This window comes from Dactylosporangium sp. CA-233914 (assembly GCF_050942935.1).
Classification (GTDB): Bacteria; Actinomycetota; Actinomycetes; order Mycobacteriales; family Micromonosporaceae; genus Dactylosporangium.
Genome location: NZ_CP192030.1, coordinates 6127569 through 6142327, shown reverse-complemented (window position 1 = coordinate 6142327; position 14759 = coordinate 6127569). Strand labels below are relative to the sequence as shown.

General features: G+C 70.1%; 18 protein-coding genes. 10 read left to right on the top strand and 8 right to left on the bottom strand.

Annotation, left to right across the window (positions count from 1 at the left end):
- Positions 1–2 precede the first annotated feature (2 nt).
- Positions 3–443 carry a hypothetical protein gene (locus ACQPY0_RS27375; RefSeq protein ID WP_432994147.1) on the bottom strand — a complete coding sequence of 147 codons (441 nt, stop codon included), beginning with the start codon at positions 441–443 and terminating at the stop codon, positions 3–5.
- Between the two features lie 108 nt (positions 444–551).
- Positions 552–1820, bottom strand: a complete 1269-nt coding sequence (locus ACQPY0_RS27370; protein WP_432994145.1) for an MFS transporter — start codon at positions 1818–1820, stop codon at positions 552–554.
- 156 nt (positions 1821–1976) lie between these two features.
- On the opposite strand from ACQPY0_RS27370, the gene ACQPY0_RS27365 reads away from it, so the two are divergent.
- On the top strand, positions 1977–3029 hold the full coding sequence (locus tag ACQPY0_RS27365) for a glucose 1-dehydrogenase (protein WP_432994143.1): 1053 nt from the start codon (positions 1977–1979) through the stop codon (positions 3027–3029).
- Here the strand turns inward: ACQPY0_RS27365 and ACQPY0_RS27360 are convergent.
- Positions 3013–3420 (bottom strand): DUF6158 family protein, encoded by a 408-nt coding sequence (locus ACQPY0_RS27360; RefSeq protein WP_432994141.1) that lies wholly within the window; start codon positions 3418–3420, stop codon positions 3013–3015. The genes ACQPY0_RS27365 and ACQPY0_RS27360 overlap by 17 nt on opposite strands.
- A 100-nt stretch (positions 3421–3520) precedes the next feature.
- On the bottom strand, positions 3521–4201 hold the full coding sequence (locus ACQPY0_RS27355; protein ID WP_432994139.1) for a TetR/AcrR family transcriptional regulator: 681 nt from the start codon (positions 4199–4201) through the stop codon (positions 3521–3523).
- A gap of 76 nt (positions 4202–4277) precedes the next feature.
- On the opposite strand from ACQPY0_RS27355, the gene ACQPY0_RS27350 reads away from it, so the two are divergent.
- Genes ACQPY0_RS27350 through ACQPY0_RS27340 form a run of 3 tightly spaced genes read left to right on the top strand, consistent with a single transcriptional unit; the run spans position 4278 to position 5218 of the window.
- The gene (locus ACQPY0_RS27350) at positions 4278–4739 is read left to right on the top strand and encodes an anthrone oxygenase family protein (RefSeq protein WP_432994137.1); all 462 of its coding nucleotides are present in this window, start codon (positions 4278–4280) and stop codon (positions 4737–4739) included.
- 45 nt (positions 4740–4784) lie between these two features.
- Positions 4785–5021 (top strand): DUF3618 domain-containing protein, encoded by a 237-nt coding sequence (locus ACQPY0_RS27345; protein WP_432994135.1) that lies wholly within the window; start codon positions 4785–4787, stop codon positions 5019–5021.
- Positions 5021–5218, top strand: coding sequence for a hypothetical protein (locus ACQPY0_RS27340; protein WP_432994133.1), 198 nt, complete (start codon positions 5021–5023; stop codon positions 5216–5218). The genes ACQPY0_RS27345 and ACQPY0_RS27340 overlap by 1 nt, the downstream gene beginning before the upstream one ends.
- A 512-nt stretch (positions 5219–5730) precedes the next feature.
- On the opposite strand, the gene ACQPY0_RS27335 is transcribed toward ACQPY0_RS27340, so the two are convergent.
- Positions 5731–6237, bottom strand: a complete 507-nt coding sequence (locus tag ACQPY0_RS27335) for an SUKH-3 domain-containing protein (protein WP_432994131.1) — start codon at positions 6235–6237, stop codon at positions 5731–5733.
- Positions 6238–6440: 203 nt separating this feature from the next.
- Positions 6441–8207, bottom strand: coding sequence for a nucleoside hydrolase-like domain-containing protein (locus ACQPY0_RS27330; protein ID WP_432994129.1), 1767 nt, complete (start codon positions 8205–8207; stop codon positions 6441–6443).
- A 680-nt stretch (positions 8208–8887) separates the two neighbouring features.
- On the opposite strand from ACQPY0_RS27330, the gene ACQPY0_RS27325 reads away from it, so the two are divergent.
- Entirely contained in the window at positions 8888–9538 is a 651-nt protein-coding gene (locus tag ACQPY0_RS27325; protein WP_432994127.1) for an IS630 family transposase, read from the top strand.
- Positions 9539–9998: 460 nt separating this feature from the next.
- On the opposite strand, the gene ACQPY0_RS27320 is transcribed toward ACQPY0_RS27325, so the two are convergent.
- Together ACQPY0_RS27320 and ACQPY0_RS27315 are read right to left on the bottom strand one after the other, a co-directional pair.
- The gene (locus tag ACQPY0_RS27320) at positions 9999–10505 is read right to left on the bottom strand and encodes a GNAT family N-acetyltransferase (protein WP_432994125.1); all 507 of its coding nucleotides are present in this window, start codon (positions 10503–10505) and stop codon (positions 9999–10001) included.
- Entirely contained in the window at positions 10493–10690 is a 198-nt protein-coding gene (locus ACQPY0_RS27315) for a hypothetical protein (RefSeq protein ID WP_432994123.1), read from the bottom strand. The genes ACQPY0_RS27320 and ACQPY0_RS27315 overlap by 13 nt, the downstream gene beginning before the upstream one ends.
- A 190-nt stretch (positions 10691–10880) precedes the next feature.
- Between ACQPY0_RS27315 and ACQPY0_RS27310 the strand changes: the two genes are divergently transcribed.
- The 5 genes from ACQPY0_RS27310 (at position 10881) to ACQPY0_RS27290 (ending at position 14656) form a co-directional block, all read left to right on the top strand.
- On the top strand, positions 10881–12224 hold the full coding sequence (locus ACQPY0_RS27310; RefSeq protein WP_432994121.1) for an alpha,alpha-trehalose-phosphate synthase (UDP-forming): 1344 nt from the start codon (positions 10881–10883) through the stop codon (positions 12222–12224).
- 147 nt (positions 12225–12371) lie between these two features.
- Positions 12372–12695 carry an ArsR/SmtB family transcription factor gene (locus tag ACQPY0_RS27305; RefSeq protein WP_432994119.1) on the top strand — a complete coding sequence of 108 codons (324 nt, stop codon included), beginning with the start codon at positions 12372–12374 and terminating at the stop codon, positions 12693–12695.
- Positions 12692–13162 (top strand): SRPBCC domain-containing protein, encoded by a 471-nt coding sequence (locus ACQPY0_RS27300; RefSeq protein WP_432994117.1) that lies wholly within the window; start codon positions 12692–12694, stop codon positions 13160–13162. The genes ACQPY0_RS27305 and ACQPY0_RS27300 overlap by 4 nt, the downstream gene beginning before the upstream one ends.
- Positions 13163–13175: 13 nt before the next feature.
- Positions 13176–13676, top strand: a complete 501-nt coding sequence (locus tag ACQPY0_RS27295) for a dihydrofolate reductase family protein (RefSeq protein ID WP_432994115.1) — start codon at positions 13176–13178, stop codon at positions 13674–13676.
- Between the two features lie 35 nt (positions 13677–13711).
- Complete coding sequence (locus ACQPY0_RS27290) at positions 13712–14656, top strand: hypothetical protein (protein ID WP_432994113.1); 945 nt, start codon at positions 13712–13714, stop codon at positions 14654–14656.
- Positions 14657–14759: the final 103 nt, after the last annotated feature.

The following is a 14759-nucleotide window of genomic DNA, read 5'->3' as shown; positions in this document are numbered from 1 at the left end:
TTCTACAGGCAGATCCAGCAGTACAGCCGGTCGCCGCGCTCCCGGGCCGCGCGGGCCAGGGCCGCCAGCTCGCGCAGGAAGTCCGCCAGGAACACCGGGTCGGCGTACGGGACGTGCCGCGCCCACGCCTCGGCGACCGATGCGAAACCGTCCGGCGGCGCCTGGGCCAGCGCCCGCTGCAGCTCGTCGGTCACCGCGAGGACGATGTCGTCGCCCTCCGCCGAGCCGGCGCAGTGGCCCGAGCGCGGGCCTTCGACGATCTCGGCGTACGGAACGCCGGTCAGCAGCTCCTCCAGGGTTCCCAGGTGTACGACCGGGTCGATGCCCTTCGCCTCCACGACCGGCAGCGCGAGGCCCGCGTCATACGGCCCGCCGGAGGTGCCCAGCACCGCCGCCGCCCGCTCGTCCGACGCCGCCGCGAAGTAGTCGGTCAGAACGCCCATGGCGGGGAATCATTCCATCACCGATGAGTTCGCGGCGCGGGGGTCGTCTGATCCGGCCGGCCCGGGCTCGCCGTCCTCGGTGCCGGGGCGGCGTCGCGAACGGGGCCGTCAGGCGGCGGTCTGCTGGGGCTCCTCGGCGCGGTGGTGCGGGCCGGTGCGCTCGTCGTAGCGGGTGAAGCCCGGCATCAGTACGGTACACGCGGCGACCGCGCCCACGCACAGCAGGCCGCCGGCGGTGATCGCGGGGCGCAGGCCCACCGCGCCGGCCATCAGCCCGGCGCGCAGCTGGCCCGCGGTCGGGCCGATCGAGTACGACAGCAGCTCGATCCCGGCCAGGCGCCCGCGGAGGTGGTCGGGGATGGTCTGGTTCCAGATCGTGCTGCGGAACAGGCCGCTGACCATGTCGGCGGCGCCGGCCACGACGAGCAGGGCCAGGGCGACGGCGATGTTCGGGGCCAGGCCGAAGCCGGCGACGGCCGCGCCCCAGACGCCGGCGGCGAGGCACACCGCGAGGCCGTGGCGGTGCACGTGGGAGGCCCAGCCGCTGGTGAGCGAGACCAGCATCGCGCCGAACGGCAGGGCCGCGTACAGCAGGCCGAGCGCCCAGCGCGCGTGCAGGGCGTCGGCGACGAACGGGTACAGCGCCATCGGCATCGCCAGGAACATCGCCGCGAGGTCGACGAAGTAGGTGCCGAGCAGCTCCGGGCGCGACCACGCGTAACGGGCGCCGCGCGCGATCGCGGCGAGGCTCGGGCGCTCGGCCCCGGCCGAGGGCGGGACCGGGCGCAGCCGCAGCAGCAGGGCGATGGAGGCCAGGAAGGTGAGCGCGTCCACGGCGTAGGCCGCCGGAACGCCGGCCGTGGTGACCAGCACGCCGCCGGCCGCGGGGCCCGCGATCGCCCCGATCTGGTACCGGATGCCCTGCAGCGCGTTCGCGGCCGTCTGCTCGTCGCGGGGTATCAGCCGTGGGATCATCGCGTCCATGGACGGCCGCTGCAGGCCGTCCAGCGTGGCGACGGCGCCCGCGACGACGAACAGCGGCCAGACCGCCGGGTGCGGCAGCAGCGCGTTGAGCACCAGCCCGCCGGTGCAGGCGGCCATCCCCGCCTCGCACCACAGGATCACCCGGCGCCGGTCGGCCGCGTCGGCGATCGCGCCGCCCCACAGGCCGCTGAGCACCATCGGCACCAGCTCCACCACGCCGACGGCGCCGACCGCGACGTAGGATCCGGTGAGCTGCTTGAGCTGGAACGGCACGGCCACGATGGTGATGTAGCTGCCGAACATCGTGACCACGCCGCTGCCCATGAGCAGCCGGAAGTCCCGGTGCCGCAGCGGCCGGACGTCCATGCGCAGATGCCGCAGCCGTCTCAACACTCCGAGGAGCGTAGCGAGCGCCCGGGAACCGGTCATCCGATTAACCCGTACTCCTCAGCGGTGACGCTGGAGCTCCGGTACGTGCCCTGCGGCGGGCATCGACCATCCCCCGCCGGACGGTGCATACGGCGGCGGGCTCACGGGTACACGGCGGGCATGCTCGCACTGACCGTCGTTCCGCTCAGCGCCGGCTCGGCCGCGGTGAGCGACGTGCCCGACCCGGTTCCCGGGGACGGGCAGCTGCTCGTCGAGGGCGTCACCCTCGGGGTGTGTGGGACCGACCGGGAGATCATCGCCGGCGAGTACGGGTGGGCACCGCCCGGCCGGGACCGCCTCGTGCTCGGCCACGAGTCGCTCGGGCGGGTGCGGTCGGCGCCCGCGGGCTGCGGGTTCGCGGCCGGGGACCTCGTGGTGGGCATCGTGCGGCGGCCGGACCCGCGGCCGTGCCCGGCGTGCGCGCACGGCGAGTTCGACATGTGCCGCAACGGGGAGTACACCGAGCGGGGCATCAAGGAACTGGACGGGTACGGCAGTGAACTGTGGACGGTCGAGCCGGGCTACGCCGTCAAGCTGGACCCGGGCCTGGCCGAGACCGGGGTGCTGCTGGAGCCGACCGCGGTCGTGGCCAAGGCGTGGGACCAGGTCGAGCGGGTCGGGTCGCGGTCCTACTTCGCGCCGCAGCGGGTGCTCGTCACCGGCGCCGGGCCGATCGGGCTGCTCGCCGCGCTGCTGGGGGTGCAGCGCGGGCTCGACGTACACGTGCTGAACCGCACCTCCGGCGGGCCGAAGGCCCGGGCGGCCGCGGCGCTCGGCGCGACCTACCACAGCGACCCGGTCGCCGACGTCGCCCAGCGGCTGCGGCCGGACGTCGTGATCGAGGCGACCGGGGCCGCGTCCGTGGTCTTCGACGCGATCGCCGGCTCCGGGGCGTACGGCGTGGTCTGCCTGACCGGCGTGTCGTCCGCGGGCCGCACCATCTCCGTCGACGTCGGCCAGGCCAACCGCAGCATGGTGCTGGAGAACGACGTCGTGGTCGGCTCGGTCAACGCCAACCCGCGCCACTACACCGCGGCCGCGCGGGCCCTCGCCGCCGCCGACCCGTCCTGGCTGGCGAGCCTCATCACCCGCCGCGTCCCCCTGCGCCGGTTCGCCGAGGCCCTCGAGGCGCGCCCGGACGACATCAAGGTCGTGCTCACCCTGGCGGCCTGAGCCGGCGCGGCTCGATGTCCCGGTCGGGGAACCGGCGCAGGTACTCCGCCTCCAGCTCGGCCGTGCGCTCGTCGTGGTGTACGAGGGCCTGCGGGGGGCCGTGGCGGAACGTGTCGTCGCGGGTCTCGTGCAGGTGGCCGAGCTCGCGCGAGAGGTCCTCGTCGGACAGTTCGGCCGCGGGTATGCCCATGGCCTCGGGCACCGGCCGGCCCAGCTCCGCCAGGGCGTCGATCGCCTCGTCGTGCGCGTACTCCCCCTCCGGCAGCGCGTCGAGCGCCGCGACCGCCTCGGCCGGGGCGTCGGTGGCGACCGCGTGGCGGTAGATCTCGTCGCGGGTGAGCCGCTCGCGACCGGCGTACGCGGCGTCGAGCAGCCGGGAAACCTCGTCCATGGCGGGCCGCTTACCCGCCGATCGCGCCGACCCAACATCTTTCGTCCGGCGCGGCGCCCGTCCGCACCGTCCACGATGGAGGTTCACGGCCCGGCGGCCGTCACCCTGGCGTGAATTCTCGCAGCGCCGGCTCGATGGTCGCGGCGGCGCGGCTCACGTCGGCGCCGACCAGGTCGCGGAGGCGCTGCGGCGGGTGATTCGCGGCGAGGTGCCGGTTGAGGCTCGCCGCCTGCACCCGCCACAGGCCCAGCAGCGCCACCGCGGCGATCTGCGCCTCGGGGGCGCACCGGTCCGCGCCGACGCGGCCGGCGAGCAGTCCGGTCACGGCGTCGGTGAGCCGCTCGACCATGCCGTGCTGGTGCGCGCGCAGCTCCGCCGTGCTCGTGCTGAGCTCCCGGAACCGGCGCAGCGTCGCCGTCGCCCCGGCCGGGTCCGGCTGGGCCGCGAGCCAGGTCGTCAGGCCGGCGAGCTCGTCGTCGAGAACGCCCAGGACGGCCGGCAGCGGCGGGGCGGCCGGGTCGGCCAGGGCCGCGCGCAGGGCGGACAGGGTGTCGTCGAAGCGGTCCAGCAGCAGCGACTCCTTCGTCGGGAAGTGGTTGAAGACCGTCCGCTCCGACACTCCGCAGGCCTCGGCGATCTCGGCGACCCGCACCGCGTCGAAGCCGCGCTCCAGGAACATCCGGGTCGCGGTGGCCGACAGCCGGGCCCGCAGCTCGCGCTTCTTGCGCTCGCGCAGGCCCATCGGGGCGTCGGACCGCCAGGAGACCGCCGTGTCACTCACCTCGCCATCGTACTTCAGTGACTGCAGAATTGCTGGTACCGTGAACTTGCAGCGACTGAAGAAAGTTGGTTACCGCATGACCGGCAGTGTTCTGCTTCAAGCGATCGGTCTCATCCTGGCGGGGATACTTGCCGGGGAGGAGTTCATCGTGCGGTACGGCGTGCAGCCGGCCCTGCGCACGCTGGACGACCGCGCCCACATCCAGGCGCGGGTGGCCCTGGTCCGCACCCTGCGGATCGTCGTGCCGGCCGTCATGCTCCCGACCGTCGCGGCCGCCGTGGCCGTGCTCGCCGTCGCCGACGGCCCCGGCGGGGCGTGGCGGTGGGCGGGGTTCGCCGCGCTGGTCGCGTTCCTCCTCTGCTCGTTCCTGGGCACCGTGCCGATCAACATGAAGGTCATCGACTGGTCGGCCGACGCCCCGCCCGCGGACTGGCGCGCGACCGTCATACGCTGGCAGCGCATCGACGTGCTGCGCTCCTCGGCGGCGATCGCGGGGTTTGCGTGTTTTGCGGCGGCTCTGGCGGTACAACTGGCGTAGTTTGATGTTGCGCTTGGATGGGAACGACCGGAGGAGTTGATCGGCGTGACTGCGGATGCCGATGCACTGCGCGCCGAGATCCTGCGCACCCGCGCGGCCCTGGGCCAGACCGTCGAGGCGCTGGCCGCCAAGGCCGACGTCAAGAGCCGCGCCCGCGCCGCCGCCCGCCGCACCGTCAACCGCGCCGCCGCCCACCGCACCCGGCTGCTCCTGGCCGCGGGCGCCACACTGGCCGTGGGCGCGATCGCTGTACTCGCCAGCCGAATGTTGAGGAGACCATGATGAAGCTGCTACCCATCGCCGCGGGCCTGGCCGTCGGCTACGTGCTCGGAACCCGCGCGGGCCGAGCGAAGTACGAGCAGATCGTGGACAACGCCCGCCGCCTGCGCGAAAACCCAACCATGAGCCAGTTCGGCGAAGCGGCACGCAACCTGACCACTCCCCCGACGACCCCAACCACGCCCAGCCCCACCGCGTAACCCAACCACGCAAACGGCCGGCCCGCCCCCACACGGCGCCGGCCGTCACCTTGCGCAGCCCTACCAGAGCCGACGCGGCCGCCACGCGACACGCTCGGGCCCTCGGCCCCGCTTGACCGCCCGCCGAACAAGTTCCAGAGGGATCTCCGAGCCGGCGGGGAAACCCGCGCATCACCGATCATGAAGTAGCGAGGTGCGGCGCCTCATCCGAGGGATTCCACGTCGCTACATTGAGGTGGTCTCTCCACGAAATGTGCGTAAGTCGGGCCTGTGGCGACACAGGCATGCCGTCCATATAGGACGGTGGTGGAGATTGGGGTGGAGTCCCCGGTGGATGACTTCTCACCACAAGACACCATCTGCCCCATCCCTGCACCAAGCACCCTCACGAAGTGGTTCCGGAGATCGACGCCCCGCCGCTGGGCGGCACGCCACCGAACGGTCTGCCCACCCGCTGATCGCAGCCGAGGATCCGTTGACGCATAGGTCACCGTCCCATCTCGGGAACGGATTCAATGCCTTCTTCTCAGGTCGGGCCATCTGGGCTGGCCCTCCCGGGATCCGACGCAGACAAGTTCGGACGGCGCCCGTACAGCCATGTCAAGCCCCTGCTCTAGAGTTTTGCCTAGCAACCAAATCAGGCCGGACGAGAAGGCGACCATCCTCGCCGAGGCCGTTACATATACGTACGAGTGACTCAACCACCAAGCCACAGGAAACACGTCCTCCTCGACAACCGATTCCACTTCGGCCGCCCCAGAGCGATGCCTCCGCCCCACTCCACCCGGATCAATGAACAATGGCTCCGTGTTGGCGAAATTTGGCCCCTCGCTGTTGATCGGTGCTATCCGCAGACCAGAAAGCGCACTTAAGAAGGCGATCGCCGGCGGATTTCTCCGATAGCCTTCCACGATCAGGTCAGCGATGATCTCACTCACGTCGACCTTCCGGCCCCAGAACCATCCGGATGCCTCAAGAGCAGCGATAACGGGGGACGGAAGCGAGGCGACGTCGAACATTTCACCGCCAGTTGGCACTGATAAGCAGTCCTCTCAAATCCCGGGAACAAACTCCGCAGGGACAAGCAAGGTCACCATGTGCCCCCTCTCGGCCGCGTCACTGACGTGCACCACCGTCATGTGGCCGCCACAGATGGCCGTCCCCCAGAGAGGACTGCTGCACAGACGCCAACCTGTCCGTGCAGCAGTCCCAAGGTCTACCTCTACTTGACCGTCACCACAACTCTTGCGTAGCTAGTCATCGTGATCGGCGCATCGTCGCTCACCTCAAGGATAACATGGATTTTGTCGCCCGGCTTGGCGTCCGCCGGCACGATGATGGAAGCGTTCTTGTCCGTAGAGTTGGCGATTGATACTTCGCCACCCTTGTAGGTGCCCGCCTCGACGTAATTCCACCAAGTGTACTTCAGGTTGTTGCCGTCAGGGTCCTTGGCGGACGCGTTCAGCGGCACCTTCTGCCCCCGCTTCGCAGAGACTGCCGTGGTAGAAACCGACGCTCGCGGGGAGTGGTTCGCGGAACGATATTTCGGCGTCACCGTCCACGCAGCCCGAGCCGCGAAGTCCATCTGGATTGCCACGTTCCATCGGCCTTGTGGCCAGCGGGTGCTGCTTTGATTCACAACATAATCGTTCGCCGCGTGTGCAGCAGATAGGGGCTGGTTGAGGGTGATCGTGAACGGTGCCGCCTCCATCTGAGCACCGACAATTGTGCGCACCTCAGCGGTCGAGCCCACTCCAACGGTCACCACGTTGCCGACGAAGAACATGTTGTAGTTGGCACCGGGCGCCCCGTTTGCCCTATTGGTGTTGAGCGTGAGGGTCGTATCGCCCCGAGCGGCTGCCGCAGCGAGTTGAACGTTCACTAGACCGCCATTCGGCTTCACCGGGCCGACCAGGCTACTGTCGTTTGCAATGTCCATGGCGTTGATCTCAGGGCTGAGGTTCAGGTAGCGCGGTGCATCAACAAACAGGTTGTCGTTGATCTGGACGAATCGTCCACCCCATCCGCCGTACGCGGGGTTGGTGAAGCCATCAAGCCCGTTTGGCACAGCGTGCAGGAATGATGGCGAGTCACCCTCGGAGAACCAGTCGCCCGAGGTGCCGTTTGCCCGCGGATAGCTCGCCATGTATGGCCCAGCCGACAAGTGTGCGTCCAGGAAAGGCTTGCGGAACACGTCGATCTGAGGTGCCGGGTTTCCCGCCCAGCGGTAGGCGAACGCCTCGAACTGATCCTTGTTGACCACCACCGGGAGTTTTGGCCAGTGGACAGCAATGTAATCCTTGTAGGTGGAATCCTGGTCCTGAATGAGGTAGGCCTGCGCCTTTTCAGTAACCTTCTTGTAGATGCTGGCCCATCGCGGGGTGTTCTTATACTGATCCTCGATAGATCTCAGTGCCGCGGCGATGGTGTTGGTCCCACCCCAAGCCTGCAGGCTGACCGGTCGCGGATCATTGTCCAGGAGGATGCTCTTCACCAAGAGCGAGCCCTCCGTGTCTGTGGCCATTTCGCCCACATTGGTGATGTTTCCGTTTTTGTAGACGCTGAGAAGTTGCTCTGGGGTTGGGTACCTGGAATCGTGCACCACTAGATTGGGATACACCGCACGGTAGCCCTCACCAATCAGTTTAGGAACCCATGTCGTTCCCGACCAACTTCTGGTGGCGATGGGCGGATTGGCCGTCGGATCGCCTGCCCAGTGGTACTTGGACGCCGTACTCACGATCGCGGCGATGTCGACGTCGTTGGCATACAAGAGCGCCCGGTGCATCGACGCCTGATCGTCGCCCTCGCCGTCGGTGGTGATCACCCACCGGATTGGCTTCTTATCCGTTGCGGACGCTTTTGCGGTCGAAGCGTTTGAGGACGCATTTGCGGTCGAAAGGGTCGCGGCAGTCATGCCCAACATCAGCGGCATGCCGGCGAAGAGGATCATGCCCCGCCTCACCAGGGGCTTGTGCTTGTCTTTCATTTTCACCTTCCAAGTTCTCGAATGCTGTTGTTCTCAGGGCTTCGACAACGGCCCGAAGCCGCCGTAGCTGTTCCCAACGCACGCCGCTTGCGGCCCGATAGCACCTCCTGACGGATTTGCCAATGCGGCCTGGATAGCCGCCCAGTCGCTGGAGGGGTACTGCTCCTCGGTCGGCTTCAGCGCCCGGGCGATGGTGTTGGTGCCGCCCCACGCGAGTGCGGCAGCGACGAGTGCAGTTACTTTGCGGTTGCACCTCATTCAGAATCTCCGATCGGTGCCGAGTGGGCGGGGACCACCAGCGATGCCCGACTTTCCCGCCCTCGCGGGCGGAAGCGCGTTGCACCCGCTGGCGGCTATCGAAGCCGTGCGGGCTGGAGCAGGAGAGCGGTGATTCTGCGTACGTCGCGCCGCCTGCGGCGGTGAATATCTATTCACCAACGCATATGCATGTCAGGTACGTTACATTACTGCGACGGTGGGATGTCAAGACCCGTACGGCCGGGGCCTTTTGCTGGTAGGTCGACGACGAGCCATCGACTGCGGCTATGCCGAGCCCGGGCAGGGGGCGGGCGGACTGATCGAACTCGGGCAGCGTGATGTCGCCCCGACGATGCGAGGTCGTTCGCCCGTCCAGAGGCGGAGCTTGTACTGTCCGATGTGGAGCGTCAGACGCTGCTGTCGTGGTCTCGTCGGGCGAAGACGGCGCAGGCGTTGGCGTTGCGGGCGCGGATGACCTGTCCAATAGTGAGGTATCGCGGCGGCTCGGGGCGTCGCTTCCGACGGCCGGTAAGTGGCGCAAACGGTTCATCACGCAGCGGTTGGCGGGGTCGCAGGATAAGACCCGTCCAGGCGCCCCACGGAAGATCACCGACACACAGGTCGAGGCGGTCATCGTCATGACCCTCGAAGCGGCGCCGTCCAATCAGGACAGTCACTGGTCGACCCGGTCGATGGCGCGCGCGACCGGGCTCAACCAGACGGCCGTATCACGGATCTGGCGGGCGTCCGGGCTCAAGCCCCACCTGGTGGACACCTGGAAGTTGTCCGCCGACCCGTTGTTCATCGACAAGGTCCGCGACGTGGTCGGGTTGTACCTCGACCCACCGGACAAGGCGATGGTCCTCGCGGTCGATGAAACGTCCCAGATGCAGGCGCTCGACCACACCGCGCCGATGCCGCCCATGATGCCCGGCACACCCGAACGCCGGGGTCGGCAGCGGCCCGAACTGGGAGGCCAGCGGCGTGCGCATCACCTGTACCGTCACCTCCTGCACCGGCACCCGCGGCGGCAACTCGTCCGATCCCCCCAACGGCGCCGGCCGTCGCGATGAAGTAGCGGGAGGCGCCGCTCCCACCCGAAGGATTCCACGTCGCGTAGTTGCGCAGACCCAATGAGGTGATCGCAGCACAGAAATGCGGCGGGTCGGCCCGGTACGAGTATTCCGTCCATAGTGGACCGCGCAGACCGAGCTCCCACCACAAGGACCGATGCGGCAAAGAACTCCACATGATTGCCTACCGTGCATGGTTGACGTGCCCGGGTACCCGCAAGAAGGCCCCGGCATTGACGACCTGGCGGCAGGCGCTGTTCGCGCTGGTCCGGTTCCGCATCACCGTGCTGGCCGCCGGGTTCGAGATCTCCCGGGCTGCGGCTCTGGGTCTCGGTGGTCGAGCCGGGCACCACGGCTATGCCGGCGCCGGCATCGGCGTGCGCACCCCGTTCAAGCAGCCAGTACGTCACCGCCAGTCCGAACCCAACGCGGCCCTGCTGCTCATTCAATTCGAGCACCGCTACGTATGCGGCTGGAGCACCAGGTCGCGCTCGTACCAGGTGCCTGGGTTACCACCGAGGTGGGCCGGGTCGGCCGGGCCGACAGGGACGAACCCGGCTTTGGTCAGCACCCTCTGGGACGCGCCGTTCTGGCGGGCGGTCGCCGCCCGCAGCGTACGCAGCCCATGCTCGGCCACCGCCAGCCGGCACAGCTCCCGGACGGTCGCGGTCGCCACGCCGCGGCCGGAAACATGCTGCGCGACCCGGTAGCCGAGTTCCGCACAGTGCTCTTCGACGTTGTACAGATTGAACCTGCCGAGTACCGAGCCGTCCTCGGCGACGAGCACGTAGAAGGCGCAGATGCCGGCCTCCTGCTCGGCCAGCGAGGCGTTGTACCGATCGGTGAACTGGTCGAAGAAGTCGTCGCCGCGGTCGGAGACCGAGGCAGCGAAGTAGGCGCGGTTCGCCAACTCGAAGGCCAGGACCGCCGGGGCATGACCGGCATGCAGCCGCTTCAGCTCGGGCACTGCCCGACCTTACCCACGTAGTACGCCGAGGCCACCCCGTTTTCCGCCGGCGAAGCACTCGGCGAGCCGCCGGGACTCACCACCGCCGCTGAGACGCCGACCGTCACCGCCCGCCACGGCGCCATCGACATCGCCGGCAACGAGGTGCGCTCCAAGCCGGCCCGACGCAGATCGCCTACGTGCACGACAACACCATGAACGCCGCGGCGGCCTGGCATCAGGTGAGCGATCGGGTCGGTGGCAGCCCGAAGTGGGAGGCTAGCGGCGTGCGGATCACCTGCGCAGCCACCTTCCGCACCGGCACCGGCGGCGGCGATCCGTCCGAGGTCCTGATCGGGACGTTTCGGGAGCGCCAGGCGCGGTACAGATCAAGTCGTGCACGGGTTTGTGGTGGTGGCCAACCGCGTGCCGGTCGACGCGACCCCCGGCGGGCTCGTCAGCGCGCTGGAGCCGATCGCCCGCCGGGCCGGTGGGGCTTGGGTGGGGTGGATCGGCAGCCCGGACGAGCGCGTCGAGCCCTTCGAGCACAACGGCGTGTACATCCGGCCGGTGGCGCTCAGCGACGAGGACGTGGACCGGTACTACGAGGGGCAGTCCAACTCGACGCTCTGGCCGCTGTTTCACGACGGGGTCGAGCCGGCCACGCACCGGCGGGCGTGGCGGGTGGCGTACGAGGCCGTGAACCGGCGCTTCGCCGAGGCGGCCGCGGAGGTCGCCGCCGAGGGGGCGACCGTGTGGGTGCACGACTACCAGCTGCTGCTCGTGCCGGGGATGCTGCGGGCCGCGCGGCCGGATCTGCGGATCGGGTTCTTCCTGCACATCCCGTTTCCGCCGGTGGAGCTGTTCATGCAGCTGCCGCGGCGCGCCGATTTCGTGCGCGGGCTGCTCGGGGCCGACCTGGTCGGGTTCCAGCATCCGCTGGCGGCCCAGAACTTCCTGCGGCTCACCGCGCAGCTGCTCGGGCTGCGGCCGGACGGGGACCGGGTGGAGTACGACGGGCGTACGGTCACGGCCCGGGCGTTTCCGATCTCGATCGACGTGGACGAGATCGACCGGCTGGCCGCCGACCCGAAGGTGCAGGCCGAGTCGCGGCGGCTGCGGGAGGAGCTCGGCGGGGACCGGCGGGCGCTGCTGCTCGGCGTGGACCGGCTCGACTACACCAAGGGCATCGAGCAGCGCATCGAGGCGTACGGCGAGCTGCTCGCCGCCGGCACGATCGGCAACGAGGAGGCCGTCCTCGTGCAGGTCGCCACGCCGAGCCGGGAGCGCGTCGTGCAGTACCAGCAGCTGCGGGAGCGGGTCGAGCGCGAGGTCGGCCGGATCAACGGCGAGTTCGGTGACGTCGGCCGGGCGCCGGTGCACTATCTGTTCCAGTCCCGCTCCCGCGCCGAGCTGGTCGCCCTCTATCTCGCGGCCGACGTCATGCTGGTGACCCCGCTGCGCGACGGGATGAACCTGGTGGCGAAGGAGTACGTCGCCGCCCGGCGCGACGAGCTCGGCGCGCTGGTGCTCAGCGAGTTCACCGGGGCCGCCGCCGAGCTCGACGGTGCGTTCCCGGTGAACCCCTACGACGTCGACGACCTCGAGCGGGCCATCACCTCGGCGATGCGGGCCGAGCCGGTCGAGCTGAGCCGCCGCATGCGCCGGATGCGCGAGTACGTCCGCACGCACGACGTGGGCCGCTGGGCAGCGGACTTCCTCAAGACGCTCAGCGGTTGAGGGCGCCAGCAGGTTGTCGACTCGGGCCGCGACGAGAGCCCCCGGATCTGGGCCCTGCTGCAGCTCGAACTCTGGAACCGCGCCTTCCTGGACAACGGCCCGGCTGCCAGTATATAACTGACTTGTTTTAGAAGGAGTCGGTTATAGATGCAGGCAGACCAGCTGAGCGCGGTGTTCGGGGCCCTCGCCGACCCGACCCGGCGGGCCATCCTCGCGCGGCTCGCCCGGGGCGAGGCGACCGTCGGCGAGCTGGCCCGGCCGTTCGCCATGTCGCAGCCCGCCGTCTCGCGGCACCTCAGGGTGCTCGAGCAGGCCGGTCTCGTCTCGCGGCACGCGCGAGCCACGGCCCGGCTCAGCCGGCTGGAGGCCGCCCCGCTGCGGGAGGCCACGCGCTGGCTGGCGGACTACCGGGAGTACTGGACGCAGAGCCACGCCCGCCTCGACGACCTGCTCGCGGAGGGCGGCGCATGACCAGCACCAGCTTCACCGCCGAGCCCGGCAGCGTGCAGGTCGTCATCGAGCGGCGCTTCGCGGCCGCGCTCGAGCGGGTGTACCGCGCCTGGACCGACCCGGATCTGATCCCGCGCTGGCTCGGCCCGCGCGAGCTGACCACGACGGTCGAGGCGTTCGAGGCCCGCGACGGCGGCCGGTGGCGCATCACGCACCGCGCCGGCGACGGCAGTTCGTTCACCTTCCACGGGCTCTTCCACGGCGACCCGGGCCCACAGCGCATCGTGCGCACCTACGAGTGCGCCGAGCGCCCCGGCCACGTCCAGCTCGACACCGTCACCCTCACCGACCTCGGCGGCGCCACGCTGCTGCGGCAGAACACCGTTTACCAGAGCGTCGAGGAGCGCGACTTCTACCTCGGCGCGGGCGCGGAGACCGGCGTGCGCGACAGCCACGCCCGCCTCGACGCGCTGCTCACCGAGGACTGATTGGAGCACCGTCATGGCCGAGCTCGTGGCCGACCTGTTCGTGAGCGCCGACGGCTTCGCCGCCGGAGAGGATGTCGGGGCCTTCTTCGGCTACGACGGACCCGACCTGCAGGCCTGGATCGCCGAGGAGGCCGCCCGGCCGCAGCACCTGCTGATGGGGCGGGTCACCTACGAGGCGCTGCCGATGCCAGGACCCCGGATCGTGTACTCCAACACCCTCACCGAGGCCGAGCCGGGCGTGCGTATCCTCGGCGGCGACCTCGCCGGGTCCGTCGCGCGGCTCAAGCACGACTCCGACGTCATGATCCGGACCATCGGCAGCCTCCGGCTCGTCGGCGGGCTGCTGCGGGCCGGGCTCGTCGACCGGCTGCGGCTCATGGTCTTCCCGATCACGCTCGGCGCCGACGGCCGGGAACCCGCCTACGCCGGATATCCGCGCTCCGGCTACGACCTCGTCGGGTCCAAGGTCCTCGACGCCCGGATCGTGCTGCTCGACTACCGCCCGGCGAAGTAGGGAACCGACCCCGGCCCGCCCGCGTCCGAGTGGGCATGCGAAGGATTGCGCCGCTCGCCGCCTTGCTCGCCGTGCTCGCCGGATGCGCCCCGAAGCCCGCGGCGGAGGCGCCCGCGGCGCCGGCCGGGCCGGTCGAGGTACGGCAGCGATGGACCGGATGCCCCGCCGACGCCCGGGCCGGCGCCGAGCCCCTGGAGCTGCCCCGGCTGCCCGCGGACTTCACGCCCGCCGAGGTCGTCGTCTGCGCCGACGAACCGCAGAAGCGCGCCGACGGCGGCGAGGACCTGGTGCGCGTCGAGAAGCGCGGGTCCGATGTGGAGGCCCTCACCCGGGCGCTGCGCCTGTCCGACCAGCCCCGCACCACCGGCGCCTGCACCGCCGACCTGCCCGGCGTGCAGTGGTTCGCAGTCCTCGACGCCGCGGGGCGCTGGCTGCGCCCGGGTATCGCCGCGGACGCGTGTGGCAAGCTGCGCATCGAGGCACGCCAGGCGGTCCAGCAGCTGCGGCTGAACACCGTCTCCAGCACCGTGCTGGGCGAGACGATCTCGTCGGCCGCCGCGGCCAGCGGCTGCGAGCAGCACTGGGCCGAGCTGGTGTCGGCCGTCGCGGGCGAGCCCAGCCACACGGAGACCACGTTCGACGCGCCGAAGGGCGAGGTGCGGCTGTGCCTGTACCGTGTGCCGATCCAGGAGCAGGGCACCGGCAAACCGGCCGGCACGTTCGAGCGCGGCGGTGTCCTGGCCCCGCAGCGCTGGTCGGCCCTGCGCGAGGATCTGCTGAAGGTCGAGCCCGCCAAGCCTCCGGCCCCGTGCACGACTCCGGCCGCCCGCTTCGCCCTGATCCGCGCGACGGACGGCGTAGGCGGCGAGATCTACGCCGAGCTCGACGGCTGCCACCGCCTGCTCGCCACCCCGCCCAGCGGCAACGCCCTGCGCCAGGGCGACGCGGCCCTCGCCCAGCGCATCGAGGGTGCCCTCTGACCCCCGGAATCGCTCCGCCGGACCACCGACCCCATGCCGGATGACTTCCGGGCCGCTCGCAGCACCCGCATGGCGGCGGGGCCCAACCGACGCGAGCCCACTG